The 23,877-nt window shown below is 64.6% G+C and carries 19 protein-coding genes and 1 pseudogene; 9 read left to right on the forward strand and 11 right to left on the reverse strand.

The genetic code is table 11. The features are described 5' to 3' along the window. Positions 1-27: 27 nt before the first annotated feature. From OCUBac02_RS15250 to OCUBac02_RS15265, 4 genes are all read right to left on the reverse strand, one after another. Positions 28-639 carry an ATP-dependent Clp protease proteolytic subunit gene (locus OCUBac02_RS15250; protein ID WP_173046765.1) on the reverse strand — a complete coding sequence of 204 codons (612 nt, stop codon included), beginning with the start codon at positions 637-639 and terminating at the stop codon, positions 28-30. Positions 640-689: 50 nt separating this feature from the next. Beyond that, positions 690-1,049, reverse strand: a complete 360-nt coding sequence (locus OCUBac02_RS15255) for an SRPBCC family protein (RefSeq protein ID WP_173046767.1) — start codon at positions 1,047-1,049, stop codon at positions 690-692. Next, on the reverse strand, positions 1,046-1,360 hold the full coding sequence (locus OCUBac02_RS15260; RefSeq protein WP_173046769.1) for an ArsR/SmtB family transcription factor: 315 nt from the start codon (positions 1,358-1,360) through the stop codon (positions 1,046-1,048). The genes OCUBac02_RS15255 and OCUBac02_RS15260 overlap by 4 nt, the downstream gene beginning before the upstream one ends. A gap of 197 nt (positions 1,361-1,557) precedes the next feature. Further along, positions 1,558-2,190 (reverse strand): MarC family protein, encoded by a 633-nt coding sequence (locus tag OCUBac02_RS15265; protein ID WP_173046771.1) that lies wholly within the window; start codon positions 2,188-2,190, stop codon positions 1,558-1,560. Positions 2,191-2,401: 211 nt separating this feature from the next. Here OCUBac02_RS15265 and gyrA point away from each other — a divergent pair, with 211 nt between their 5' ends. Then, positions 2,402-5,206, forward strand: coding sequence for a DNA gyrase subunit A (gene gyrA / locus OCUBac02_RS15270; protein ID WP_173046773.1), 2,805 nt, complete (start codon positions 2,402-2,404; stop codon positions 5,204-5,206). 288 nt (positions 5,207-5,494) lie between these two features. Next, a complete protein-coding gene (gene aat / locus OCUBac02_RS15275) occupies positions 5,495-6,115 on the forward strand; it encodes a leucyl/phenylalanyl-tRNA--protein transferase (RefSeq protein WP_244639216.1) in 621 nt (206 codons plus the stop codon). Positions 6,116-6,139: 24 nt separating this feature from the next. Here the strand turns inward: aat and OCUBac02_RS15280 are convergent, their stop codons facing one another. The 3 genes from OCUBac02_RS15280 to OCUBac02_RS15290 all read right to left on the reverse strand — a co-directional run bounded on the left by OCUBac02_RS15280 (position 6,140) and on the right by OCUBac02_RS15290 (position 8,541). Continuing rightward, a complete protein-coding gene (locus tag OCUBac02_RS15280) occupies positions 6,140-6,778 on the reverse strand; it encodes a DUF2155 domain-containing protein (protein ID WP_173046777.1) in 639 nt (212 codons plus the stop codon). A gap of 98 nt (positions 6,779-6,876) precedes the next feature. Further along, positions 6,877-8,109 (reverse strand): glycosyltransferase, encoded by a 1,233-nt coding sequence (locus tag OCUBac02_RS15285; RefSeq protein WP_173046779.1) that lies wholly within the window; start codon positions 8,107-8,109, stop codon positions 6,877-6,879. A 21-nt stretch (positions 8,110-8,130) separates the two neighbouring features. Continuing rightward, a complete protein-coding gene (locus OCUBac02_RS15290) occupies positions 8,131-8,541 on the reverse strand; it encodes an NADH:ubiquinone oxidoreductase subunit NDUFA12 (RefSeq protein ID WP_173046781.1) in 411 nt (136 codons plus the stop codon). Positions 8,542-9,542: 1,001 nt separating this feature from the next. Between OCUBac02_RS15290 and OCUBac02_RS15295 the strand changes: the two genes are divergently transcribed. The 7 genes from OCUBac02_RS15295 to OCUBac02_RS15325 all read left to right on the forward strand — a co-directional run bounded on the left by OCUBac02_RS15295 (position 9,543) and on the right by OCUBac02_RS15325 (position 19,107). Continuing rightward, positions 9,543-13,265, forward strand: coding sequence for a vitamin B12-dependent ribonucleotide reductase (locus tag OCUBac02_RS15295; RefSeq protein WP_173046783.1), 3,723 nt, complete (start codon positions 9,543-9,545; stop codon positions 13,263-13,265). 548 nt (positions 13,266-13,813) lie between these two features. Beyond that, positions 13,814-13,987, forward strand: coding sequence for a hypothetical protein (locus OCUBac02_RS15300; RefSeq protein WP_173046785.1), 174 nt, complete (start codon positions 13,814-13,816; stop codon positions 13,985-13,987). 21 nt (positions 13,988-14,008) lie between these two features. Next, on the forward strand, positions 14,009-14,728 hold the full coding sequence (locus OCUBac02_RS15305; protein ID WP_173046787.1) for a DUF4365 domain-containing protein: 720 nt from the start codon (positions 14,009-14,011) through the stop codon (positions 14,726-14,728). Continuing rightward, positions 14,680-15,345, forward strand: coding sequence for a hypothetical protein (locus OCUBac02_RS15310; protein WP_173046789.1), 666 nt, complete (start codon positions 14,680-14,682; stop codon positions 15,343-15,345). Before OCUBac02_RS15305 ends, OCUBac02_RS15310 begins: the two co-directional genes overlap by 49 nt. Then, positions 15,342-16,796, forward strand: coding sequence for an argonaute/piwi family protein (locus OCUBac02_RS15315; RefSeq protein ID WP_173046791.1), 1,455 nt, complete (start codon positions 15,342-15,344; stop codon positions 16,794-16,796). The genes OCUBac02_RS15310 and OCUBac02_RS15315 overlap by 4 nt, the downstream gene beginning before the upstream one ends. A 504-nt stretch (positions 16,797-17,300) precedes the next feature. Next, a complete protein-coding gene (locus tag OCUBac02_RS15320) occupies positions 17,301-18,260 on the forward strand; it encodes a hypothetical protein (protein WP_173046793.1) in 960 nt (319 codons plus the stop codon). Beyond that, positions 18,226-19,107, forward strand: a complete 882-nt coding sequence (locus tag OCUBac02_RS15325; protein ID WP_173046794.1) for a nucleotidyl transferase AbiEii/AbiGii toxin family protein — start codon at positions 18,226-18,228, stop codon at positions 19,105-19,107. Before OCUBac02_RS15320 ends, OCUBac02_RS15325 begins: the two co-directional genes overlap by 35 nt. A gap of 226 nt (positions 19,108-19,333) precedes the next feature. On the opposite strand, the gene OCUBac02_RS15330 is transcribed toward OCUBac02_RS15325, so the two are convergent. From OCUBac02_RS15330 to OCUBac02_RS15345, 4 genes and pseudogenes are all read right to left on the reverse strand, one after another. After that, positions 19,334-20,767 carry a hypothetical protein gene (locus OCUBac02_RS15330; RefSeq protein ID WP_173046795.1) on the reverse strand — a complete coding sequence of 478 codons (1,434 nt, stop codon included), beginning with the start codon at positions 20,765-20,767 and terminating at the stop codon, positions 19,334-19,336. A gap of 199 nt (positions 20,768-20,966) precedes the next feature. Next, positions 20,967-21,695, reverse strand: coding sequence for an IS21-like element helper ATPase IstB (gene istB / locus OCUBac02_RS15335; protein WP_173043572.1), 729 nt, complete (start codon positions 21,693-21,695; stop codon positions 20,967-20,969). Beyond that, positions 21,677-23,203 carry an IS21 family transposase gene (gene istA / locus OCUBac02_RS15340; RefSeq protein ID WP_173043570.1) on the reverse strand — a complete coding sequence of 509 codons (1,527 nt, stop codon included), beginning with the start codon at positions 23,201-23,203 and terminating at the stop codon, positions 21,677-21,679. The genes istB and istA overlap by 19 nt, the downstream gene beginning before the upstream one ends. 107 nt (positions 23,204-23,310) lie before the next feature. Further along, positions 23,311-23,825, reverse strand: a pseudogene (locus tag OCUBac02_RS15345) (transposase); the annotation flags it as partial. Positions 23,826-23,877: the final 52 nt, after the last annotated feature.

The raw sequence follows: 23,877 nt of genomic DNA on the forward strand, positions 1-23,877 counted from the left end.
CGCCCGAGAATGACGACCAGTGGCCACTTAAGCCGCTGCCGGCTCCTCCATCCGGTGGACGATCCGGTCGATCAGGCCCCATTCCAGCGCCTCTTCCGCCGTCATGAAGCGGTCGCGGTCGAGCGTGCGCTCGACCTCCTCGTAGCTGCGCCCGCAATGCTCGGCATAGAGCTGGGTCAGGCGATGCTTGGTCTGCCGCATCTCCTCGGCGTGGATGAAAATATCGGAGGCCTGCCCCTGGAAGCCGCCGAGCGGCTGGTGGACATGCAGGCTGGCATTGGGCAGCGCCCCGCGCTCGCCGGGCTCGCCAGCCATCAGCAGGAACGAGCCCATCGAGCGCGCCGTGCCCATGCACAGCGTATGCACGGGCGAGCGGATGTAGCGCATCGTGTCGTACATGGCGAAGCCGCTCGTCACGACGCCGCCCGGCGAGTTGATGTAGAGATGGATCGGCTTCTTCGGGTTCTCCGCCTCGAGGAAGAGAAGCTGCGCGCAGACCAGCGCGCTCATCGCGTCGTTGACCTCGCCATTCAGGAAGATAATCCGCTCGCGCAGCAGCCGCGAGTAGATGTCGAACGAGCGCTCCCCACGGCTCGACTGCTCGACGACCATAGGGACGAGTTGCATCGCTTCGCGCATCGGCGAACTCCAGAGTTTAGGATGTGGATGGATGGTGGTTTCGCGCCGCCTCAGGCGGCGGCGCGCATCACCGGCGGCGCATTGCCGTTCGCAGGGGTCAATGGTCGCCCGACACGGGTATCGGTCAATTCATGGATCACATGCAGGCTGGACCCGCCGCTGTCACCGGCTCCGACCCGGAAGGTGACCACGCTTTCGAGAAAGGGCGGCTCGCTGTCGCGCATCCGGTAGCGCAGCGCCTCCCCCGGCGTGACGACGCTCGGCTCGGGATCGGCCAGCTCCGCCTCGGGCAGCCAATGTTCGCGCAGGCCCGGCGTGCTGAGCGCGCGCCAGAGCTTCTCGGGCGGCTCGTCGAACTGGAATTCGAAGACGAGAGGATCGATCGCCGCTTGACCGTCGTCACCGCTCATTGATCCATCTCCTTGAGCAAGGTCCTGAGATCGTCGATCCGCGCCGGCCAGAAGGCACGGTATTTCGTCAGCCATCGAGCGACCAGCGCGAGCCCCTCCGGATCGACCCGGTAGTTCACGAAGCGCCCCTGCCGCTCCTCGCTGACGAGGCCTGCGCCACGCAGGATCGCGAGATGCTGCGACATCGCCGGCTGGCTGATCGCCATGCCCTCGCGCAGCGCGCTGGCGTTCAGGCTGCCCGCCGTCAGCTTGTCGAGGATGGCGCGCCGCGTCGGATCGGCCAGCGCCTTGAAGATTTCGTTCTCGATCATGGCGACACATAAGCATTGACTTATGTTAATCGCAAGAGGCTGTTTCGGAGGTCATCAGCCCTGCAACAGCGCCCTTCGCTCGCTTCCCGAACTGCGCCGTCATCCCGGGCTTGCCCTGGGATCCATCGGAGGGCTCCGGAACTCTACGCGATGGGTCCCGGATCGGCGCTGCTGCGCAGCTGCCTTCCCGCGGCGCCCTACCCCGCCTGTGCCGCGGCCTTGATCCCGTCGATCACGAACTGTACGGCGAGCGCCGCCAGGATCACGCCCAGCAGGCGCGTCAGCACGATATTGCCGGTGACGCCGAGCAGCTTCGCGATCGGCGTCGCCGTCAGGAACACGAGGAGGCAGGAGAACACCACCAGCCCGCAAATCGCCGCAAGCGTCGCCAGCAGCAGCGGATCGCCATGGGCCCGGCCGGCGAGCAGGATCATTGCGGTGAGCGCCCCCGGCCCCGCCATCAGCGGGATCGCCAGCGGGAAAGCCGCGACATTGCGGATATGATCCTGCGTGATCGCGGTCTCGGCCGTCTGCTGCTTGCGCTCGGTGCGGCGCTCGAACACCATCTCGAAGGCGATCCAGAACAGCAGGAGCCCGCCCGCGATGCGGAAGGCCGGCAGCGAGACGCCGAGCGCCTTCAGCACGATGTCGCCCGCGACGGCGAAGAAGGCCATGATGCAGAAGGCGATGATCGAGGCGCGGATCGCGACCTGCTTGCGCTCGCCCTCCGACATCCCGCGCGTGAGCGACAGGAAGATCGGCGCGAGGCCCGGCGGATCGAGCGTCACCAGCATGGTGACGAGCGCGGCGGTGGCGAATTCGACGAACATGGCGCCACATCAGCATGCCCAAGGCCCGCCGTCACGCGCCAAGAAAGGCCGGAATATGGCAGCGTGTCGGAAGACGTCTGAAAACAGCCCGTAAGATGCTGAATTCGCTCAGGGAATTTTTGCTTGGACAGAGCCCGCTTTCGCTGGCTTCTCCCGCCGGAATCGGATAGCCAGAAGGCTGAAAAACCAGCAGGAATCGGGACATTTCCCCTTGAGCGACGATACCGACGACAAGCGCGACGGAGCCCCGGACTTCGGCGGCGACATCAAGCCGATCGCGATCACCGACGAGATGAAGAAGAGCTATCTCGATTACGCCATGAGCGTGATCGTGAGCCGCGCTCTGCCCGATGTCCGCGACGGCCTGAAGCCGGTCCACCGCCGCATCCTGTTCTCGATGCACGAGAACAAGAACCTGCCCGAGCGGCCCTATACCAAATGCGCCCGCATCGTCGGCGACACGATGGGTAAGTACCATCCGCACGGCAATCTCGCGGTCTATGACGCGCTGGTGCGCATGGCGCAGGACTTCTCGCTGCGCCTGCCCCTGATCGACGGCCAGGGCAATTTCGGCTCGATGGACGGCGATTCACCCGCCGCCGACCGTTATACCGAGGCGCGCCTCGACAAGGCGGCGATGCCGCTGCTCGAGGATCTCGACCTCGACACGGTCGATTTCCAGCCGAACTACGACGGCAAGGAGCATGAGCCGACGGTCCTGCCGGCGCGCTACCCGAACCTGCTGGTCAACGGCGCCGGCGGCATCGCGGTCGGCATGGCCACCAACATCCCGCCGCATAATCTCGGTGAGGTCATCGACGCCTGCGTCGCCTATATCGACGATCCCGAGATCTCGATCGACGACCTGATCGAGATCGTCCCCGGCCCGGATTTCCCGACCGGCGCCTCGATCATGGGCCGCAGCGGCATCCATTCGGCCTATCACACCGGGCGCGGCTCGATCGTGATGCGTTCGAAGACGCATATCGAGGAGATGCGCAAGGAGCGCGAGGCGATCGTCGTCACCGAGATTCCCTATCAAGTGAACAAGGCGACGATGGTCGAGAAGATCGCCGATCTTGTCCGCGAGAAGCGCATCGAGGGCATCTCCGACCTGCGCGACGAATCCAGCCGCGAGGGCGTGCGCGTCGTCATCGAGATCAAGCGCGACGCCGTCGCCGATGTCGTGCTGAACCAGCTCTACCGCTTTACCCCGCTGCAGACCTCCTTCGGCGCCAACATGGTGGCGCTGAACGGCGGCCGCCCGGAAGTCCTGAACCTCAAGGACTTCATCACCGCCTTCGTCGAGTTCCGTGAGCTCGTCGTGTCGCGGCGCACGCGCTACCTCCTGAACAAGGCCCGTGAGCGCGCCCATGTGCTCTGCGGCCTCGCCACCGCCGTCGCCAATATCGACGAGGTCATCCGCCTGATCCGCACGGCGCCGACGCCGGCCGCCGCGCATGAATCGCTGATGGCGCGCGACTGGCCGGCCGACGACATCGCCCCGCTGATCGCGCTGGTCGACGACCCGCGCCACCCGATGAACCCGGACGGCACCTACCGGCTCTCGGACGCGCAGGCCAAGGCGATCCTCGAACTGCGCCTGTCGCGCCTCACCGCCCTGGGCCGCGACGAGATCGGCGACGAGCTGGAGAAGCTCGCGAAGGAGATCGCGGATTATCTCGACATCCTGCGCTCGCGCGCCCGCATCCAGTCGATCGTCAAGGCCGAGCTCGCCGAGGTCAGGAACGCCTTCGCCACGCCGCGCCGCACCGAGATCCAGGACTGGGGCTCCGATCTCGACGACGAGGACCTGATCGCCCGCGAGGACATGGTCGTCACCGTCAGCCATGGCGGCTACATCAAGCGCGTGCCGCTCTCGACCTATCGGGCGCAGCGCCGCGGCGGCAAGGGCCGCTCCGGCATGGCGACCAAGGACGAGGATTTCGTCGCGCGGCTGTTTGTCGCCTCGACGCACACGCCGGTGCTGTTCTTCTCCTCGGAAGGCCAAGTCTACAAGGAGAAGGTCTGGCGCCTGCCGCTTTCGGCGCCGAACGCGCGCGGCAAGGCGCTGGTCAACATGCTGCCGATCGAGGCCGGCGAGCGCATCACCACGATCATGCCGCTGCCGGAGGACGAGGCGAGCTGGGAGACGCTCGACGTGATGTTCGCCACCGCCTCGGGCGGGGTGCGCCGCAACAAGCTCTCCGACTTCGTCAACGTCAACCGCGCCGGCAAGATCGCGATGAAGCTCGACGAGGGCGACCATATCGTCGACGTGCAGATCTGTACCGAGAACGACGACGTGCTGCTGACCACGGCCGACGGCCAGTGCATCCGCTTCGCGGTGCCGGAAGTGCGCGTGTTCAAGGGCCGCGACTCGACCGGCGTGCGCGGCATCAACCTCGCCAAGGGCGACGAGGTGATCTCGCTCGCGATCCTGACGCATCTCGACGCCACGCCGGACGAGCGCGCCGCCTATCTGAAGCGCGCAGCGGCCGCCCGTAGGGCGCTGACCGGCGAGGCCGAGGAAGGAGCCGAGGTCGCGGCGTCGGTGGAAGCCGATGCCGAGGAGAGCGCCGGCGATATCGAGCTGGGCCAGGAGAAATACGCCGCCATGGGCGCGGCCGAGCAGTTCATCCTGACCATATCGGAGCGTGGCTACGGCAAGCGCACTTCGTCCTTCGAGTACCGGGTCACCGGGCGCGGCGGCAAGGGCATCGTCGCCATGGTCGTCAACGACCGCAACGGCAAGCTCGTCGCCTCCTTCCCGGCCCTCGACAGCGACCAGCTCATGCTGGTCACGGATGGCGGCCAGCTCATCCGCGTGCCGGTCGATGCCGGCCCGGATAACCGCATCCGCATCGCCGGGCGCTCGACGCAGGGCGTGACGGTCTTCAACACCGCCAAGGATGAGAAGGTCGTCTCGGTCGAATGCATCAACGACGACGGCGAAGGCGGCGAGGACGGCGAAGCGGCCGACGAGGTGCCAGGCGCCGAGCCGACGGAAGGCTGATCTGGCAGCCTCTTGCGGTCATGACTTCAGGTGATGTCTGAAGTCATGGCCGGAAGGCTCATGTGAAGTGGCACGAACGTCATTCTCGGGCAGCGCGAAGCGCAGACCCGAGAATCTCTTGCCGGAAGAAGGCGCCTCTCCGTCACGAGATGCTCGGGTCAAGCCCGAGCATGACGAGACCCGTCGATCCCATAGCCTTCGTTTGACAGAAGCCGTGCCCCGCGCTCCCATCCGGTCATGAAGGCTCGTTCCGTGCCCGTCCGCACCCCCGCGATCACGCCGGAGATCATGCTGCGCGCCTATGCGGCCGGCATCTTCCCGATGGCGGAGAGCGCCGACGATCCCGGCCTGTTCTGGGTCGAGCCGGAATTGCGCGGCATCATCCCGCTCGACAGCTTCCATCTCTCGTCGCGGCTTGCCCGCACCGTACGCTCGGACCGGTTCGAGATCAGGATCGATACCGCCTTCGACGCCGTGATCGCGGCCTGCGCCGAGGCCAAGCCGGATCGGACCGAAACCTGGATCAACCGGCGCATCCGCGAGATCTTCGGCGAGCTCTTCGCGCTCGGCCATGTCCATACGGTCGAATGCTGGCGCGAGGGCCGGCTCGTCGGCGGCCTCTACGGGCTTTCGCTCGGCGGCGCCTTTTTCGGCGAGAGCATGTTCCACCGCGAAACCGACGCCTCGAAGGTCGCGCTCGTCCATCTCGTCGCCCGTCTGCGGCGCGGCGGCTATCGGCTGCTGGACACCCAGTTCCAGACCGGCCATCTCGCCCAGTTCGGCACGATCGAAATCCCCCGCGAAAGCTATCGCGGCCTGCTCGACGAGGCGCTCCGGCATCCGGGCGACTGGAGGACCGCATCGACGGCCAAGCCGATCTGTGGCCGCGAGGCGCTCACCTGGATCTGAGCGCCGGTCCGCAGGCCGGCCGGGTCAGTTGCCGCCCATATAGGGATCGCGGCCCGGAGCGGGATTGGTCGGGAAGAAGCGCTGGCTCGGCCGTTGCGGCTGCACCGGCACGCCGCGCGGCGGCTCGACATCGATGCGCCCGCCCGGCGACGGCTGCGCGGGCTGCTGCCCGGGCAGGGGCTGGCTAGCATCGCGCGGCGGCGTGCGCGGCCGACGCGGATCCTCGGCTGGCGGCGCTTCCGGCTCCTTGGGATCGACGACGAGTTCGGTCCCGCCTTTGCAATCGGTCAGCCAGGCGTCGTAGATCGCATGCTCGACGCCGTGCAGGCCGGGGCTCGCCGCATACATCCAGCCGGTGAAGATGCGCCGGTACTCGTTCTTGACCGTGACCTCGTCGACCTCGACGAAGGCGTCGGTCTGCGGCGCCTCGGTGGGCGGCCGCGTCCAGCAGACGCGCGGCGTCAACTGGAGGGCGCCGAACTGCACGGTCTCGTCGATCGCCACCTCGAAGGAGATGATGCGCCCGGTGATCTTGTCGAGCCCGGCGAAGACGGCGGTCGGATTGCGGATGCGGTCCGCCTGTGCGGGCCCGGCGGCCGACAGCAGCGCCAGCGCGCTCGTGGCGAGGCCTGCCAGGATGGGAAAACGAAAGAACGACGGCATGCTGGCGCGAATCTCTCCGAGGTCGCGCGCGATACGCGACGACGCGCAGTAACACGGCAAAGGCAGCGGAAAAAGGGCGCCCGCCCCCTGAGAGGCGCTCACGCTCGCATCCGCTCCTCGATGTCGAGGATCGCGGCCTCGATGCCCCGTTCGGCCCGGATCGCCTCCCCCAGCGCTGCCGCGCGCCTTCGCCTGTCCGGCGCCTGCAGCGCGTGGGCCGCCGCGGCCACGATGTCGGGGGTGAGTTGACGTGGCAAGGCTCCCGGCCCCACTCCGAGCGCCCTGATCCGCTCGGCCCAGAAAGGCTGGTCGCCGAAGAACGGCCGGATTGCGGTGGGCACGCCAGCGCGCAGACTCGCACCCGTCGTTCCGGCACCGCCATGATGCAGCGTCGCGGCGACATGCGGGAACAGCCGGTCATGCGGCGCCGCATCGATCGCGAGCATGTCGTCTCCGGGCCCGGCGAACTCCAGCGCCCCGCCGCCGCTGGCGAGAATGCCGCGCAGGCCCGCCTGCCGGAGCCCGGCGACGATGGCGGCGGTCAACTCGCGTGGCCGGTCTCCGGGCATGCTCCCGAAGCCGACATAGACAGGAGGCGCTCCGCCCGCGAGGAAGCCAGCCAGCGCCGGCGACAGCGCGCTCCCGGGCTCGTCAAGGAACCAGTAGCCGCAGACATGGACGCGTTCGCGATCCCAGTCGGGCGGAACCGGCAGCACATGGCGGCTATAGGCATAGAGCACGCCGATCGAGGTGTCCGGCGGGCCGCCATTCCGCCCGAGCCTCTCCCGCCGCCATCGCGCCAGCAGACGCCCGAACAGCATTCTCGGTGCCAGGCGCATCACGGCGTGGCTGGGCTTGTTCAGAAACCCGGGCAACCTGATCGGCAGGATGGGGCTGGCAAAGGCGGAGGTCGGCGTGAACCCCGGCAAGGGCGAGGCGAGCATCGTTTTCGCGCGGAGCCTGGCAGCGATGGCCGGGCTCGCCAGCGACTTGGGATGATGCAGGATCAGATCCGGCCGGAAACCCCGCAGGGCCTCCCATTCCGCATCCATCAGCCGGGTCATCGCCGGCTTGATCCTGCCGAGCAGGGCCAGGCCTGCCGAGAAACCGCGGCCTGCGGCGACCGCGGCCTTTCCCGCGTCGCTGTCGAGCAGGTCGAGCAGCGTGCCGGGCAGCGGCGCAAAGGGAACTTTCAGGCGTGAGGCCAGATCGGAGAACTGTTCGGGTGCGGCCAATTGGACATCGTGACCGCGCGCAATCAGGCCGCGGGCCAGCGCGAGATAAGGCTGGACATCACCGCGCGTGCCGAATGTCTGGATGGCGATGCGCATGGATGCGCTCCGCCGGGAGCCTCAGCGGCCCGGCGTCCAGGCCTGATAGTCGCCGGTCGCCGCCGGACGCTCGCCCTCGGCCAGCGTCGAGCCCTGCGGACGATAGGCCAGAGCGGTGCCGGTCCAGTTCTGCTGATGCGGCTGCTGCCACTCGCGCGGCTGATAGCTTTCCTCGGAAGGCGCGACATCGACGGTGTGATGCAGCCAGCCGTTCCAGCCGGGCGGCACCTTGGAAGCCTCGGCCTCGCCCTTGTAGATCACCCAGCGGCGCTGGAAGCCGAGCGCCTTGTCCTTCACCCCACCCTTGGTGCGGTAATAGACATTGCCGAACTCGTCCTCACCCACCTTCTCGCCGAAGCGCCAGGTGTGGAAGCGGGTGCCGATCGTCTGGCCGTTCCACCAGGTGAAGATCTGCAGCAGCCAGTCCTTCATTGCCTCAAGTCCATGCGCTTGCAGCGCCATGCGGAGAGGACGGCGCGTCTTGGCCCGACTTATGGCGGCAGGACCCTGCCATGTCCAGCCCGGAAGGTGGCAGCGCGGTCGTCAGGTTGCGCGGGCACGGCTGCTCCCCCGGCAATGTCCACAATCGCGATGGCAATAATGGTCAGAGGCTGTCGACAGTTTTCGCTGCAAGTCCGTGCAGAACCCCGCCGTCATTCCGGGGCAGGCCTTCGACCTGCCCCGGAATGACGGCGGTGGAGGACGAGGCTGGTACGGCCAAATGTCCACAGAGCCCGGCCGTCACCATGTCGCCCAAATGGCTCCCGGCTCGATTCCCGACCGTGGTCGACCGCTGATTCTCGGCGGCGCTCCGCCAGAATTTCGCCGCGATTCGGCTCGGCCAGCGCCATGATTCCCCAGCGAAGCGTACCGACTTCAAGCACTTGCGGCGGTCCCCGCATCCGCCGTCTGCAAACGTGCGGACGTCATCCGGAATTCACACTCCATCAACCATGAATAGCGGGGATTTTAGGGACTGCGCTTCCTCCGGCACTGTGGCAATCTTGCCGAGGCGCCTCCGATTCCCCGGCGATTTCCGGGGCTTAGCCGGGGCCTTGCAACTTATCCCCATAACCCACATATCCCTACCAGATGTCGTGTCCACAGGGATCGCAGGGCACTATTCCTTGACGCCCGACCAGCATCTGCACTAGATTTTGACCATCGCATGACGGCCGGCGGCACCCCCTCTGGATGACTGCGTAACCCTAGTTTTCCAGTGTGTTCCGGGCCTGCCGCCGCATCCGCCGTCAACAGCGGAAGCGAACGGATTTGCGCGGGCATTTTGGGCGCGTCCGGGACCATCGGCGGGGCCACACCGCGGAGATCCCACAGGGCATCAAACCGAGTTGGGCTGACATCAGGAGCCGGTGATCAACCGGCCGCGCGTGGCTTCGCAGAGCGGGCCCGCGGCAGATCAAGGGACAAAGATCATGCGCATCGAGCGCCGCTACACCACCGCCGGACAGTCGCCCTATGCCGCGATCCCGTTCCGATCGGCCGTCAGCGAGATCAAGAACCCGGACGGCTCCGTCGTCTTCCGGCTCGAAGGCATCGAGGTTCCCGAGACCTGGTCGCAGGTCGCCAGCGACGTGCTCGCGCAGAAGTATTTCCGCAAGGCCGGCGTGCCGGCCCGCCTGAAGACGATCGAGGAGAACGACGTTCCCTCCTTCCTCTGGCGTTCGGTCGCCGACGAGGCCGCTCTCGCCGAACTGCCCGAGGGCGAGCGCTACGGCTCCGAGATCTCGTCGAAGCAGGTCTTCGACCGCCTCGCCGGCTGCTGGACCTATTGGGGCTGGAAGGGCGGCTATTTCTCCTCCGAGGAGGATGCCGCGGCCTTCCATGACGAGTTGCGTTTCATGCTCGCGACCCAGCGCGTCGCGCCGAACTCGCCGCAATGGTTCAACACCGGCCTGCACTGGGCCTATGGCATCGACGGTCCCAGCCAGGGCCATTTCTACGTCGACTTCAAGACCGGCAAGCTGGTGAAGTCGAAGTCGAGCTACGAGCACCCGCAGCCGCATGCCTGCTTCATCCAGGGCGTGCAGGACGACCTCGTCAACGAGGGCGGCATCATGGACCTCTGGGTCCGTGAGGCCCGCCTGTTCAAATACGGCTCCGGCACCGGCTCGAACTTCTCGATGCTGCGCGGCGAAGGCGAGAAGCTCGCGGGCGGGGGCAAGTCCTCGGGCCTGATGTCCTTCCTCAAGATCGGCGACCGCGCCGCCGGCGCCATCAAGTCGGGCGGCACGACGCGACGCGCCGCCAAGATGGTCGTGGTCGATGCCGACCACCCGGATATCGAGGCGTATATCGACTGGAAGGTGAAGGAGGAGCAGAAGGTCGCCGCCCTCGTCACCGGTTCCAAGACCGTCAAGAAGCACATGAAGGCCGTGCTCAAGGCCTGCGTGAACTGCGAAGGCGACGCCGATTCCTGCTTCGATCCCGAGAAGAACCCGGCCCTGAAGCGCGAGATCAAGCTCGCCCGCAAGGCGCTGGTGCCGGACAACTACATCAAGCGCGTCATCCAGTTCGCCAGGCAGGGCTACAAGGATATCTCCTTCGACACCTATGACACCGACTGGGATTCCGACGCCTATCTCACCGTCTCCGGCCAGAACTCCAACAACTCGGTCTCGCTGACCAACGATTTCCTGCGCGCCGTCGAGAACGACAACGACTGGAACCTCACCGGCCGCACCACCGGCAAGGTCGTCAAGACGCTGAAGGCCCGCGACCTCTGGGAGAAGATCGGCTACGCCGCCTGGGCTTCGGCCGATCCCGGCCTGCATTTCAACTCGACGATGAACGACTGGCACACCTGCCCGGCTTCCGGCCGGATCCGGGCGTCCAACCCGTGCTCCGAGTACATGTTCCTCGACGATACCGCCTGCAACCTGGCCTCGGCCAACCTGCTGCAGTTCTACGACACCGAAACCAAGTCCTTCGACGTCGCGGCCTATGAGCATCTCTGCCGGCTCTGGACCGTCGTGCTCGAAATCTCGGTGACGATGGCGCAGTTCCCGAGTCGCGAGATCGCCGAGCTCTCCTACGAGTACCGCACGCTCGGCCTCGGCTACGCCAATATCGGCGGCCTGCTGATGACCATGGGCCTCGGCTACGATTCCGACGAGGGCCGCGCTCTCGCCGGTGCGCTGACCGCGATCATGACCGGCGTGGCCTATGCGACCTCGGCCGAGATGGCGGGCGAGCTCGGCCCCTTCCCCGGCTACAAGAAGAACGCCAGCCACATGCTGCGCGTCATCCGCAACCACCGCACCGCGGCCCATGGCCTCGCCGACGGCTACGAGGGCCTGAGCGTCACCCCGGTACCGCTCGACCACGCGACGCTGGCCCGCCTCGGCGGCTCGGCCGTCACCATGGCGGAGCGCTCGCGCATCGTCTGGGACGAGGCTCTCGAGCAGGGCAAGCGCTACGGCTACCGCAACGCCCAGGCGACCGTGATCGCGCCGACCGGCACGATCGGCCTCGTCATGGATTGCGACACCACCGGCATCGAGCCCGATTTCGCGCTGGTGAAGTTCAAGAAGCTCGCCGGCGGCGGCTACTTCAAGATCATCAACCGCGCCGTTCCGGATGCGCTCCGCGCGCTGGGCTATCGCGAGGCGGATATCGCCGAGATCGAGGCCTATGCCGTCGGCCACGGCTCGATGAAGCAGGCGCCGGGCATCAACCCGTCGACACTGCGGGCCAAGGGCTTCACCGACGAGAAGATCGAGGCGGTCGAGAAGGGGCTGAAGAGCGCCTTCGACATCAAGTTCGTCTTCAACAAGTGGACGCTGGGCGAGGATTTCCTCACCGGCACGCTCAAGGTCCCGGCCGAGAAGCTCAACGACATGTCGTTCGAGCTCCTGCCCTTCCTCGGCTTCAGCAAGGCCGAGATCGAGGCCGCCAATGTCCATGTCTGCGGCGCGATGACCCTGGAAGGCGCCCCCCACCTGAAGACCGAGCACTACAACGTCTTCGATTGCGCCAACCCCTGCGGCCGCATCGGCAAGCGCTATCTCTCGGTCGAGAGCCATATCCGCATGATGGCGGCAGCCCAGCCCTTCATCTCGGGCGCTATCTCCAAGACCATCAACATGCCGAACGAGGCGACGGTCGAGGACTGCAAGAGCGCCTATATGCTCTCCTGGAAGCTGGCGCTGAAAGCGAACGCCCTCTACCGCGACGGCTCCAAGCTCTCGCAGCCGCTGAACGCGGCCCTAATCTCGGATGATGACGACGAGGGGGACGACGCGGTCGAGACGCTGGTCGCGCAGCCGATGGCGGCGCGTGCCACCCAGATCTCGGAAAAGATCGTCGAGCGCATCGTCGAGCGCATCGAACGCAAGCGCGAGCGCGAGAAGATGCCGGATCGCCGCACGGGCTATATCCAGAAGGCCACCGTCGGCGGCCACAAGGTCTATGTCCATACCGGCGAATATTCGGACGGGCGCCTCGGCGAGATCTTCATCGACATGCACAAGGAGGGCGCGGCCTTCCGGGCGATGATGAACAATTTCGCCATCGCGGTCTCGCTCGGCCTGCAATACGGCGTGCCGCTGGAGGAGTATGTCGAGGCCTTCACCTTCACCCGCTTCGAGCCCTCGGGCTTCGTCGCCGGCAACCAGTCGATCAAGAATGCGACCTCGATCCTCGACTACGTCTTCCGCGAGCTGGCGATCTCCTATCTCGGCCGCAACGACCTCGCCCATGTCGACCCGAGCGAGATCGGCCACGACGTGATGGGCAGCGGCGTCGGCCAGGACAAGGCGCCGGATGCGACCCCGGTCGCGACCACTCCGCTGGCCTCCACCGGCTTCCGCCGCGGCAAGCCGATCAACCTGCTGGCCATCCAGGGCGGCGGCGCGGCGAACGACGCGGTTGCCCGTTCGGCGACCTCGGCGATCGGCCTTGCCACCGCCGGCGCCACCGCGCTGAAGGAGGAGCCCGAGGCCTATGGCGAAGCGGAGATGGCCAAGCTCGGCTTCGCGGCGCCAGCCGCCCAGCCGAGCCAGTCGGAACGCCGGGCCGAGGCGATCATGAAGGGCTATGTCGGCGACTCATGCGGCGAATGCGGCAACTTCACGCTGGTCCGCAACGGCACCTGCCTGAAGTGCAACACCTGCGGTTCGACAACCGGGTGCTCATGATTATTCCGGGTTAACTGTAGGTGCGAAACCCCGAATGGATTGTCATGAACCGCACGGAGATTCGACAAATAGTGTAGTGACAGGAATCACTTAGGCGATTTCCCGGACTGCGAAATCACCAGTTCGATCTGTCACGATTGCCAATGGATGGGGTGGCCAAGATTTTGATCTGGCGGCGAGGCAACTGTTCCTCGCCGCCAGATCGCAGGCAGAACATAGAATGAACGCTCGATCGAGATCTCCTGCCCCAAGGAGGAACGATGGCTGGGAAAACTCGGCATGTGCTTCGACCACCGCTTGTCCGTATCCGCCTCGGATCATGGTCACTAGGGCCATAGTTTGTCAGTGACCCCGCCTACCAAGGGGCACTGGGTTAAAGGCGACCGAACTCGCGGCCGCCGCCCCGCCAGAGGGGCGATGGGCAACCAAGTCTCCTCGATGACAGTCCGCCGCCTCGTCAGGTCACAGCCCGAGATGAGGCGGTAGTTGAGCGGTGTAGATCCGAACGAGTTTCAGCACCCCGAAACCTCCCCACACAGGAGATAACGATGGCCACCAATCCCCCCTCTGGAGACGGACACCGCAATGGCGCCGTTCGGGATCGCTCGCAGGTCTTCAACCCCAAGACCGAGACGTGGACCAAGCGGGACAGCGACACAGGTCGCTTCATGGACGGCAAGAAGGACGGCACCCCCTTTAAGGGCGTGCGCAAGGAGCGCTGAGGCAAACTCTGGGAGACGTTGATGGCCAGGAAGCTCTACAGCGACCAGCAACTGATCGGCCGTCAAGGCGAAGCCTTGGTCAAGGCGCGCCTCCATGCGATGGGCTTCGCCTTCAACCCGTCCGACACCATGGAGGCCGGTGTCGATGGCACCTTGGAGATTCGGGACCCAGTCTCCAAGGCCGCCACCGGCAAGCTCATCGCGGTCCAGATCAAAACTACCCAATCCGGCGACTACACGCGCGAAACCGGGTCGAGCCTCGAATATCTCTGCGACCCCGAGGATGTCGTCTACTGGCGCGAGTGGACGATACCGGTGATCGTTGTGCTCGTCCGTCTTAGCGACGATAGCATGTTCTGGAAGGCTACACGGGACGGGGAAGCACCAGACGGGCGCCGGCTCCGCATCGACAAGTCCGCAGACGTTTTCGACTCGTCCGCGGTCGGGGATCTAGCCGCCCTTGCAGTCGACACCGACCGGTTCGGCGTCTGGATGCCGCCGCTCAAGAGTGGCGAGCCGTTGCACGTGAACCTGCTCCGTATCGACTTGCCGAGTACGATCTACACGGCCGCCTCCACGGTTCGGAGCGGGCGGGAGGCGCGCGCGGAACTGCTCAGGCATCACCCGAACCCTCCGGATGAATGGGTGCTGCGTGCGGGACCCTTATCTCCTTCGCCGATCCGCGCGCCACGGTGCTCAAGAACATCGTCGACATCGACACCGTCGAAGAGGAGCGTATAGACGCCATCGCTTTCCCGGATGACGAGGCGGACGAGCATCAGTTCATCGGCCTGCTGGGACGGGCCCTCCGGACGCAGCTCGATAGCAGCCTTGTCTTCGACAAAGACCAAGGCGCCTATCACTTCCCAGCGGCGCCCGAAGGCATCGGCGTCACCTACGCATATCGCAGCCTGAAGCAGGCGACCTCGGCGGAGGTGGTCAAGGTCTACAAGAACACCAAGGACGACACCAAGATCAACTACGTCCGCCATCACGCCTTCGTGCCTCGCTTTTGGCGCCTGGGCGACAACTGGTATCTCTCGGTCACGCCGACCTTCGTGTTCACACGCGACGGCGTGCGTCCGGATCGATACGCGGCCGACCGACTGACCAAGAAGAAGAAGCTCGAAAAGAATCAGGCGATCCTGGGCCAGTTCGTGATGTGGCGTCGCTTCCTCTGCGGGGAAAGCATCGAGCCCGCCATCGACCTCTTCGGGACGCCCCTGCCCTCGGAACAGGGTTCGATCCGCCTCTGCCCAGTCGATGCGATCCAATCCCCGCGAAGCGTGCCCGAACGGCAGTGGCGCGTCCGTGACCCGGCCTCAGCCTCGACCGACCAGGAGGAGCTTTCGGTGTGACCTTCCCCTTGGATGTGTTCGATGAGCCGATGCTGGAGTTCGGCGGCGGCGGCCGCGCCATCGACCCACGCATGGGTCTTATGGAATTCGGACCGCTCCAGCCCGGCACCGGCGACAACGTCCGGCTCGCCGTGATCGGCACAGCCGAGACGGTGGACGGCTTCGAACGTTTCGCGGAGCGGTGCCGCGCAGGGATCGAGGCGCCGGCAGGGCGGCTCGCTAACCTTCGGCCCCATTTCCCGGGTCTCGGGAATGCCAACCCGTTCCAATGCACTTTCGAGGTCGAGGCGGGCGGCAGAGCGGTTCTGCCCCGTCGCGACATTGAGCGAGTTCTCAAGGAGCGCGATGATAACGCGGCGGTGCGGGCCGCGGTTGAGTTGTTCGTAGAACATGCGGTTGCGATCCACGAGAGCTCGGCCCGTCCCGACGCCGTGGTCTGCGCCTTGCCGACCGAGCTGATCGAGCGCGTCGTCAACGACACCGTCATGTCGGACGGCGACGACGAGCCGCTGCCCGAGAACGTCCCCGCCGGCCAGCCCCTCGACTTTCGCGACTTGCTCAAGGCACGCACCGTCCACTTGCGCAGCCCGACCCAGATCATTTGGCCGACAACTTGGGACGACAATCAGAAGATCAACCGCAAGCTTAATGGCCGTGTCCGCCGCAATCAGGATCCGGCGACGCGAGCGTGGAACCTGTTCAACGCCCTCTTCTACAAGGCCGGCCGCGTGCCCTGGCGCTTGGCGACGCCTGAGGACAGCCTGAAGACGAGCTATTGCGGGATCAGCTTCTATCGCGACGAGACTGGTCAGCACCTCCTGACCAGTTCCGCGCAAATGTTCGACGAGCGCGGCAAGGGACTGATCCTCAAGGGCGGGCGGGCCCGCACCGAGCGCAACGAGCGTCATCCCTATCTGACCCGAGCGGACGCCTACGATCTCCTCCGTCGCGCGCTGGACGCTTACCGTCGGCACCACCGCCATTTCCCGGCGCGGCTCATCCTTTTCAAGACCGCTCGCTTCCATGCCGAAGAGGTCGATGGTTTCGAAGCGGCCATCGAGGAGGCCAGCATCGACATGCGAGACTTCGTCTGGATTTACGAGAACTCGCCGCTGATGATCATGCGTGAGGGGGACTATCCACCGCTTCGGGGCAGCCTCGTCGATCTCGGCCGGGAGAGCATGTTGTACACCCGGGGGAGCGTGCCCTTCTTCAAAACCTATCCGGGCATGCGCGTGCCGCGGCCGCTGATAATCCGCCCGCACCGCCAAGATTCGACTAACCGTGATATCGCCGCAGAGACGCTGGCTCTCACGAAGATGAACTGGAATTCGACCCAGTTTGACGGCGCGTCGCCGATCACGCTGCAGGCTGCACGGCGAGTGGGGCGCATTCTGAAGCACATTCCGCAGGGCTTCGACGTACAGAGCGACTACCGGCACTTCATTTGAGCGCCGTCGCGGTCACACCGCTAGAATGGCAACTGCCAAGTCTAAGATTGGATGGATTTTCCGATCCCGGGGATCCAGCGACCACAACCCCTCGGTGCCGACCAGCCAGAGTTGGCCCATTCCCGACATCCGCGGCGTCCGGTTTCAGGCCGTCCGGTGGAAGTCCCTTCATTTTCCTGCCGGTTATAAGATCTGCCCGGATGAATCAAATATCCCTAAGCTTAGCTCCATGATCGGTCGCTTGCTGCCTCGGAACTGATGCCCCCAATCATTTATGCTCTTGACATGGAGGCTTGACGACGCTACTTTCTTAAAGCCAACTCGCCAATATGAAATGTCCTTAGGACATTTCATATTGGCGAGTGAAGAAAATCAGATTCTATCGTAATTTCAGAGACATTTGATCGGCAGAATGAAAATTGACATCCAGTGTGCCTACCGGTAATGTCCTTAGGACATTACCGGTAGGCACACGTGATTGGAATTGATGCTGCACTGAGGAAGATGCTTGTCGCAGAGCGGCGGCCCGTTGTCACGGAATATGCCTTATTCCTAATGTTGCGGCAGTTGGTGCAAGATAGAGCCCTTGGCAATGTGCCGATCCGGGCTACGAAAAGCTCCACCACAGCGAACAGAGACGTACTGCGGGGCCGCATCCGCTCCCTGCTGAAAAACCGGTACGCCCGGCCCGACGAAGACTTCTATCCAGGCGTCAACGACGGAGAGCCGCGCGATCCCAGCGCGGGTGGTCAGCATTATAAGGTGCTGCGTATCGCCGATGTGCCGGATGCCAGTGCGGAGGAGATCAGCGCACTGGTCGATCCCTTCTGCTACCTATCCCATCTCTCCGCCATGCAGCGATACGGATTGACCAATCGCAGCCCCGCTGGGTTGGTCATTTCGAGCCCGGAGGTGAAGTTGTGGCGCGAGCTTCGCGATGCGAAAATCGCGACGGACTACGCGGGGTCGAAGGTCGATGACGGTTATTTAGGGGGCGCACCGACCCGCATTCCGCTGGAGAAGATCGAGCTGCCCGAACAACTGCGCGGGCGGCCGGTCGACCGACACACGACCAAGCATCCGACCGAGCTGAGGCCGATCCGAGGGTCCTTCGCCCGGATACCTGCGATCGGCGAGGTGTTCGTCCAGATGATCGACCGGCCAGAGCTTTGCGGCGGCATCAATCATGTCCTTGAGGTGTGGGCTGCCGAAGCCAAGACCTATCTGAACGAGGTCATCAAGGCGGTCGACGGCCACGACCAGAGCATCATCAAGGTGCGAGCGGGGTATCTCTTGGAAGCCCTGGCGGGCGCCAGCGATCCCCGGATCGACGCCTGGCAAAAATTTGCCCAACGAGGGGGCTCCCGCAAACTCGATTCCAGCGCCCCCTACTTGGCAATCTTCTCGGAGAAGTGGATGCTCTCCGTGAATGTCGAATCCGAATTCCTCCCCAGCACCCGTTGATCTTGATGCCTGGGTCGATGCCGTCTCGGCCGATCCCGTGCGACATCGCCAGCGTCAGGTGACTCATATCCTCCTGCACGCGGTCTCCCGCACGCCGGAGCTGCGCGATGCCCTCTATCTAAAGGGCGGCATCCTGATGTCCGCGGTCTATGGCAGCAGCCGCCAGACCGGCGACGTCGATTTCACGGCCGGGGTCGCGCCCGAACCCTTTGCGACCGAGATCCGGGATAAGCTCGACCAGGCGATGGCGTCGGCCGCAGTGGATCTCGGCTACCTCGACTTGCTCATGCGGGTTCAGAGGATCTCGCGCGAACCGGGCAAGACCTTTGAGACCGCCCGAGGCTCAGCCCTGCAAATGACCGTCGGCATCGCGGAGAAGGGCACCGGCACCGAAAAATGGTTCGACAAGGGCCAGGCGACGGAGGTCCTAGGGATCGATATCTCCTTCAAGGAGCCGGTGATCAATGTGCAAGTCCTGGAAGTGGGGCACACCGAGGGGACCGTGCACGCCTACAGCCTTGAGGAGCTGATCGCGGAGAAGCTGCGGGCCCTGGTCCAACAGGTGATCCGGAAACGCCAGCGACGTCAGGACGTCTACGATATCGCTTGGCTGATCGAGCACGTCTCGCTTGATGATGCAGCCAGGACGCGAGTGCTGGATGCCTTGATGGAGAAGGCCAAAGCCCGCGATGTAGTCGTTGACCGGGACACCTTCGAAAACCCAGAGATCAAGCGGCTGGCGCAAGCAAATTGGCATACGTTGGAGGTTGAAATCGGCAGATTGCCGGATTTCGATAAGATGTATGCCATTGTGCAAGCGTTTTATCGCTCCTTGCCTTGGGAGTAGCGGGGCATCGCTTACAGAGATTTTGCAGAAGATCATTTCCTCCTTCATTCTGTTCTGCGATTCCGGGTGCGAGCAGGACCCCACCGACGCCGACAGCATCCGGCTATAGGCCGTCACCTCGGGGCGAGATTCGAGTCGAAGGTGAAAAGGCTATTGGGCTGCCGCACTGGCAAAATGCCCACGTTCGTGCTCGTCGCGCGACAAGCTGCTCCAGAACCGCTTTTGGTTAAGCGCTTCTCGATCTGGGCGCCGTCAAAGCCGACTTGCCCAGGTCGGACGGCGTGTGACGCTTGCCCTGGACGCGGAACAGCACGACCGTCTTCTCGATCGAACTGTCCGCCACGGTTCGATGGTGAACTGAGATCTGATCCCGGATGTCGGGCTGGGCGCCCTTCCTGTCGAAAAGTTCGAGCACCATCAGAATGGCAAAGCTGACATTGGTGCTCTGATAAGCGATCGCTTGGGGTCCGTACTCGTCGACGAGCTGATCCGATGACCGTTTGGAGAACGATCGTTTGAGCTCGGCCGTGGTTTTCATCCACCGGAACGTGAACAGGACATCGACCCGCCCTCCGCCCAAATCCCTCGCTTCTGGGATGCAGATCTGCGCAAGCGCCGAGCCCATGAGGAAATTGATGAAGTCGTGCTGGAGATCCGCTTCCAGCGGAGGGTTATCTGTGCTGCGGTTGAACAGGTAGGCAACCAAGGGAAAGGTCGCGACACTTAAATCGTGACGCGCGACGAGGAAGCGGGTCGTATGCAGTAGGACTACGTCAAAGAATCTCCGAGCGTCCTCGTGCTTTGCGTAGTCGCCATTCTCCATGAGCCCGGCGGTTGCGGCCTCCAGAACCTCAATGCAGCTCCGGGATGCTGTCTCATTCAAGATCGATAGGGCGTCCGCCTCGATCCGCGCAACGATCGTCGCCTGCTCGCTCGCCGGAAGGCGCTCAATGATGGCGGCGGTCGGTGAGCTGCCGACCACCGCCCCCGAAGGGCGGTGTGAAACGAGGTCTTCTCGGGCGCGAGTGACCAGCTCTCGGAGCGCGTCTGCATCCGGCAGCAAGTCAGACGACCAATTCTCGGCGATCCATAGTTCCAGAATATCGAGAGAGCGGAGCTCCTTCTGCATGCTGCCGAGGATCCGCGGCCGTAGCAACTCCTCGAGGCCGCCAGCGGTGTTCCGTCGAAACATGCTCCGACTGGCGGTGTAGATCGAAAGGAGCTCGTCCTCCAAGGTGGCAGCAATGCTGATCCAGGCGGAGCGGGACAGCTTGCTCACCAAGCTTTCAAGCCGCAGCGCGAGCGACGACCAGTGGACGCGCTCACTGTCCTTGATCGACAGCCATGAGCCCGTCTCCGCATCGCGATCTGATCGCATCAGATGGGCCGTGTACTCGAACGCGGCATGCTGGATCGCATCGACGTAGGTGGCCAGATCGCCATCCTGACCAGTGTGGAAATCGACCAGCACGTCGAGGCAGCTTCTGTAGAGCTTGGCATCGATGCGGCTCTCGGACGCCTGTTCCGCGCGCTCGAAGAAGAGTTGCGCCTGACGAAATGCCGATAGGGCGGCTTCCGGAGTCGTTGCCTCCATGCCAGCACGAAGAGCGTCGAGGCCAAGTTCGAAAAGCGCTTCGTCCATCGCCTCCTCGACGTTCACGAGACGCGTCAGGAGCTCCCTCAATTCCTCGAGGGGGGCGTACGTGTCAAATCGCGTTGAAGGGCAGCCCCCTTATCGCATTGAAGGCTAGCCCCCCTGCAAGCCTGGTCGGACGTGCCGGGATCGCCCCGGCTGAGCTGGTCAGGGTTGCTGGGCCGGGGCGATTTCGGCGTCCAGCTCGCGAAGGTCTCGGGAGCGTTCAGGCGCGGTTCTTGAAGCGCCAACTCTCGTTGCCGGTCTCAATGATGTCGCAGTGATGCGTGAGCCGATCCAACATCGCAGTCGTCATCTTGGCGTCGGTGAAAATCTGGGGCCAGTCGGCGAAGGCGAGATTGGTGGTGATGATGATCGAGGTGTTCTCGTAGAGCTTGCTGATCAGGTGGAAGAGCAACTGCGCGCCGGCCTGACTGAAGGGCAGATAGCCGAGCTCGTCGATGACGACGAGATCCTGGCGCAGCAGGGCTTCGACGATGCGTCCGCTCTTGCCGGCGGCCTTCTCCTGTTCGAGCTGATTGACCAGGTCGACGAGGTTGAAGAAGCGGCCGCGGGCGCGCGCCCGGATGACGGCGGCGGCGATCGCGATGGCGAGATGGGTCTTTCCCGTTCCGGTGCCGCCGATCAGGATGAGATTGCGCCTGGCGTCGATGAACTCGCCGGTGGCGAGCTCGCGGATGTGTCCCTCGTCCACCGGCGTGTCGTCGAAGATGAAGGCATCGAGATCCTTCAGAACCGGGAATCTGGCGCCGCTGATGCGATAGTTGATTGAACGCGACTGGCGATGGGTCAGCTCCGCGCGGATCAGGCTCGCCAGCAGGGGATAGATCTCCTCGCGGCGGTTCAGGCCTTTGCCGGCGATCTCGTCGAAGCTGGCGCGCATGCCGTAGAGCTTGAGGCTGGTCATCGCCTCGATCAGTTGGTGGCGTTCCATGGCGAGGCTTCCCTTCTCTTGCGCAGGTTGTCGTATCGGGCGCAGTCGGCGACCGGCTCGGTCTTGAGCCTGAGGGCGTTGGGTGTGGTGATGCTGGCTGGAACAGGCGGCTGGCGACGGCGCGCCAGGATCGCGATGACGACGTCGCCGCTGGCGATGCCGGCCGCGAGCGCCTCGGTGCAGGCCTCCGCCACAGCGGCAATGCCGTCCTCGGGGACGCGGCCGAGGATCTTCACAAACTGACGGTCACCATCGACATGACGCCGCAGCTTCTCACGCACCACGGTGAGCGGCGCCGGCAAATCCCAGTCCTTGAACGGCGCGCCATTGCGTAGAGCACCCGGCTTGCGCATCAGCACCGGCAGATAGTGCCAGGGATCATAGACGACCTGATCGCGCTTGAAGCTGCGGGGATGGTCGGCGACCGTCTCGCCATCGAGCAACACAACGATCCGGTCGGCATAGGCGCGCACTAGCACGGCGCGGCCGGCGGCTCGGGCATCGACGCTGTACTTGTTGCGATCATGCGTGATCAGGCAGGTCGTGGTCGCCCGCATCGGCTTCTCGACGAAGCCGGCGAAGGGGCCCAGATACGGCATCAGCCGCGCCTTCTCCTCCTCGAAGACCTCAATGACAGACCGATCGCGGAACTCGGGATGCTTGGCCCGCCGAGCGTAGGCGACACATTGGTCGGCGAGCCAGGCGTTCAACTCGTCGAGCGTCTTCACCTTCGGTCGCGGGCGGAACAGCAAATCGCGGATCGTGCCGACCTGGTTCTCGACCTGGCCCTTCTCCCAGCCGGCCGCCGGCGTGCAGGCCACCGGCTCGACGAGGTGATGCGAGCAGAGCTGAAGGAAGCGCCGGTTGTACTCCCGGGCGCGGCCGACGAAGACGGTCTCCACCGCGGTCTTCATGTTGTCGTAGATGCCGCGCCGACAGACCCCGCCATAGAAGGCGAAGGCCTTGTCATGCGCGTCGAAGACCATCTCCTGCGTCTCGCGGAAATAGGCGCGCACGATCGGCATCCGGCTATAGGCCAGTCGCATCTGGGCGACCTTCACCACCACGGGCAGCCCGTGGAGTTCGATCGCCTCGTGGCTCCAGTCAAACTGATAGGCCTCGCCGGGATCGAAGCGCAGCGGAATGAAGGCCTGCGCCGGCAGCCGGGCGCGATCGGCACGCCAGGCCTTCACGAACCGATGGACGCTGTCATGGGCTCCGTCGTAGCCGCGCCCGCGCAGCTCCTCGAACAGCCGGATCGTTGAGCGTCGCTCGCGCCGCGGCAGCCGGTCTTCGGCCTCGAGGATCGCCGTCAGCGTATCGACCCAGGCTCCAAGCTTCCGCCGCGGCTGGACCTCGCGCTTGTAGATGAACTCGGTCGCGCCGGAGCGGAGCACTTTGCGAACCGTGTCGCGCGCGAGGCCGAGTTCCCGCGCGATCCGCTTGATCCCCTTGCCGTTCTGGAAATGCTCGAACCGGATCCGACCGATCGTCTCCACACCCGTCATCCCCGGACCCTTCCGAAAAGACGGAAGGATCAGCCGCAGCCGATAACAGGGGGGCTAACCTTCAAAGCGATAACCGCCCCTCACGGGGCCAACATTGCAGGCGATCTCACACCTTCCGCCAGGACGTCCCGCCAGACACGCCTCGCACCATAGGTCCGATCCGAACCAAGGAAGCTTGCCCGGACCCTGTTGCCGATCTCCTCATCGTCGCGTGCCCGCCGGCTCGGCGACCGGTTGAGCCAGGCATGGAAGCCCGAGCGCGACACATCCAGCGCTTCGCAAAGCCAAGCCACCGGCCAGATCCCCCGGTGCTTCGCAATGAACGTGAACCTCATGTCACGTCCTTCGCGAAGTAGGCTGCGGCCTTTTTTAGGATGTCGCGCTCCGCCTTGAGCCTGGCCACCTCCCGCCGCAGCTTCTCGATCTCAAGCTGCTCCGGCTTCATCTGACCGTGGCCGGGAAAGGCCTGCGCAGGATCGGCCGAAAAGAGCTTCACCCATTTGCGCAACTGGTTCTCGTGGACATCCAAATCCCGAGACGCCTGCGCCACGCTCACTCCGCGCTCCTTGATCAGGCGGACCGCCTCGATCTTGAACTCACGCCCAAACTGTCGTCGCCGCATACCCCACCTCCCGGTTCATGAAACACCCAATCTCGGTGTCCACGAAACCGGC

The sequence above is a fragment of the Bosea sp. ANAM02 genome (assembly GCF_011764485.1).
Taxonomy (GTDB): Bacteria; Pseudomonadota; Alphaproteobacteria; order Rhizobiales; family Beijerinckiaceae; genus Allobosea.

Excerpts from the sequence above, each read along its gene's own strand:
- OCUBac02_RS15250 (WP_173046765.1), bottom strand. The coding sequence starts at position 639 with ATGCGCGAAGCGATGCAACTCGTCCCTATGGTCGTCGAGCAGTCGAGC.
- OCUBac02_RS15255 (WP_173046767.1), bottom strand. The coding sequence starts at position 1,049 with ATGAGCGGTGACGACGGTCAAGCGGCGATCGATCCTCTCGTCTTCGAA.
- OCUBac02_RS15260 (WP_173046769.1), bottom strand. The coding sequence starts at position 1,360 with ATGATCGAGAACGAAATCTTCAAGGCGCTGGCCGATCCGACGCGGCGC.
- OCUBac02_RS15265 (WP_173046771.1), bottom strand. The coding sequence starts at position 2,190 with ATGTTCGTCGAATTCGCCACCGCCGCGCTCGTCACCATGCTGGTGACG.
- aat (WP_244639216.1), top strand. The coding sequence starts at position 5,495 with ATGCTGCGCGCCTATGCGGCCGGCATCTTCCCGATGGCGGAGAGCGCC.
- OCUBac02_RS15280 (WP_173046777.1), bottom strand. The coding sequence starts at position 6,778 with ATGCCGTCGTTCTTTCGTTTTCCCATCCTGGCAGGCCTCGCCACGAGC.
- OCUBac02_RS15285 (WP_173046779.1), bottom strand. The coding sequence starts at position 8,109 with ATGCGCATCGCCATCCAGACATTCGGCACGCGCGGTGATGTCCAGCCT.
- OCUBac02_RS15290 (WP_173046781.1), bottom strand. The coding sequence starts at position 8,541 with ATGAAGGACTGGCTGCTGCAGATCTTCACCTGGTGGAACGGCCAGACG.
- OCUBac02_RS15295 (WP_173046783.1), top strand. The coding sequence starts at position 9,543 with ATGCGCATCGAGCGCCGCTACACCACCGCCGGACAGTCGCCCTATGCC.
- OCUBac02_RS15300 (WP_173046785.1), top strand. The coding sequence starts at position 13,814 with ATGGCCACCAATCCCCCCTCTGGAGACGGACACCGCAATGGCGCCGTT.
- OCUBac02_RS15305 (WP_173046787.1), top strand. The coding sequence starts at position 14,009 with ATGGCCAGGAAGCTCTACAGCGACCAGCAACTGATCGGCCGTCAAGGC.
- OCUBac02_RS15320 (WP_173046793.1), top strand. The coding sequence starts at position 17,301 with ATGCTTGTCGCAGAGCGGCGGCCCGTTGTCACGGAATATGCCTTATTC.
- OCUBac02_RS15325 (WP_173046794.1), top strand. The coding sequence starts at position 18,226 with ATGTCGAATCCGAATTCCTCCCCAGCACCCGTTGATCTTGATGCCTGG.
- istB (WP_173043572.1), bottom strand. The coding sequence starts at position 21,695 with ATGGAACGCCACCAACTGATCGAGGCGATGACCAGCCTCAAGCTCTAC.
- istA (WP_173043570.1), bottom strand. The coding sequence starts at position 23,203 with ATGACGGGTGTGGAGACGATCGGTCGGATCCGGTTCGAGCATTTCCAG.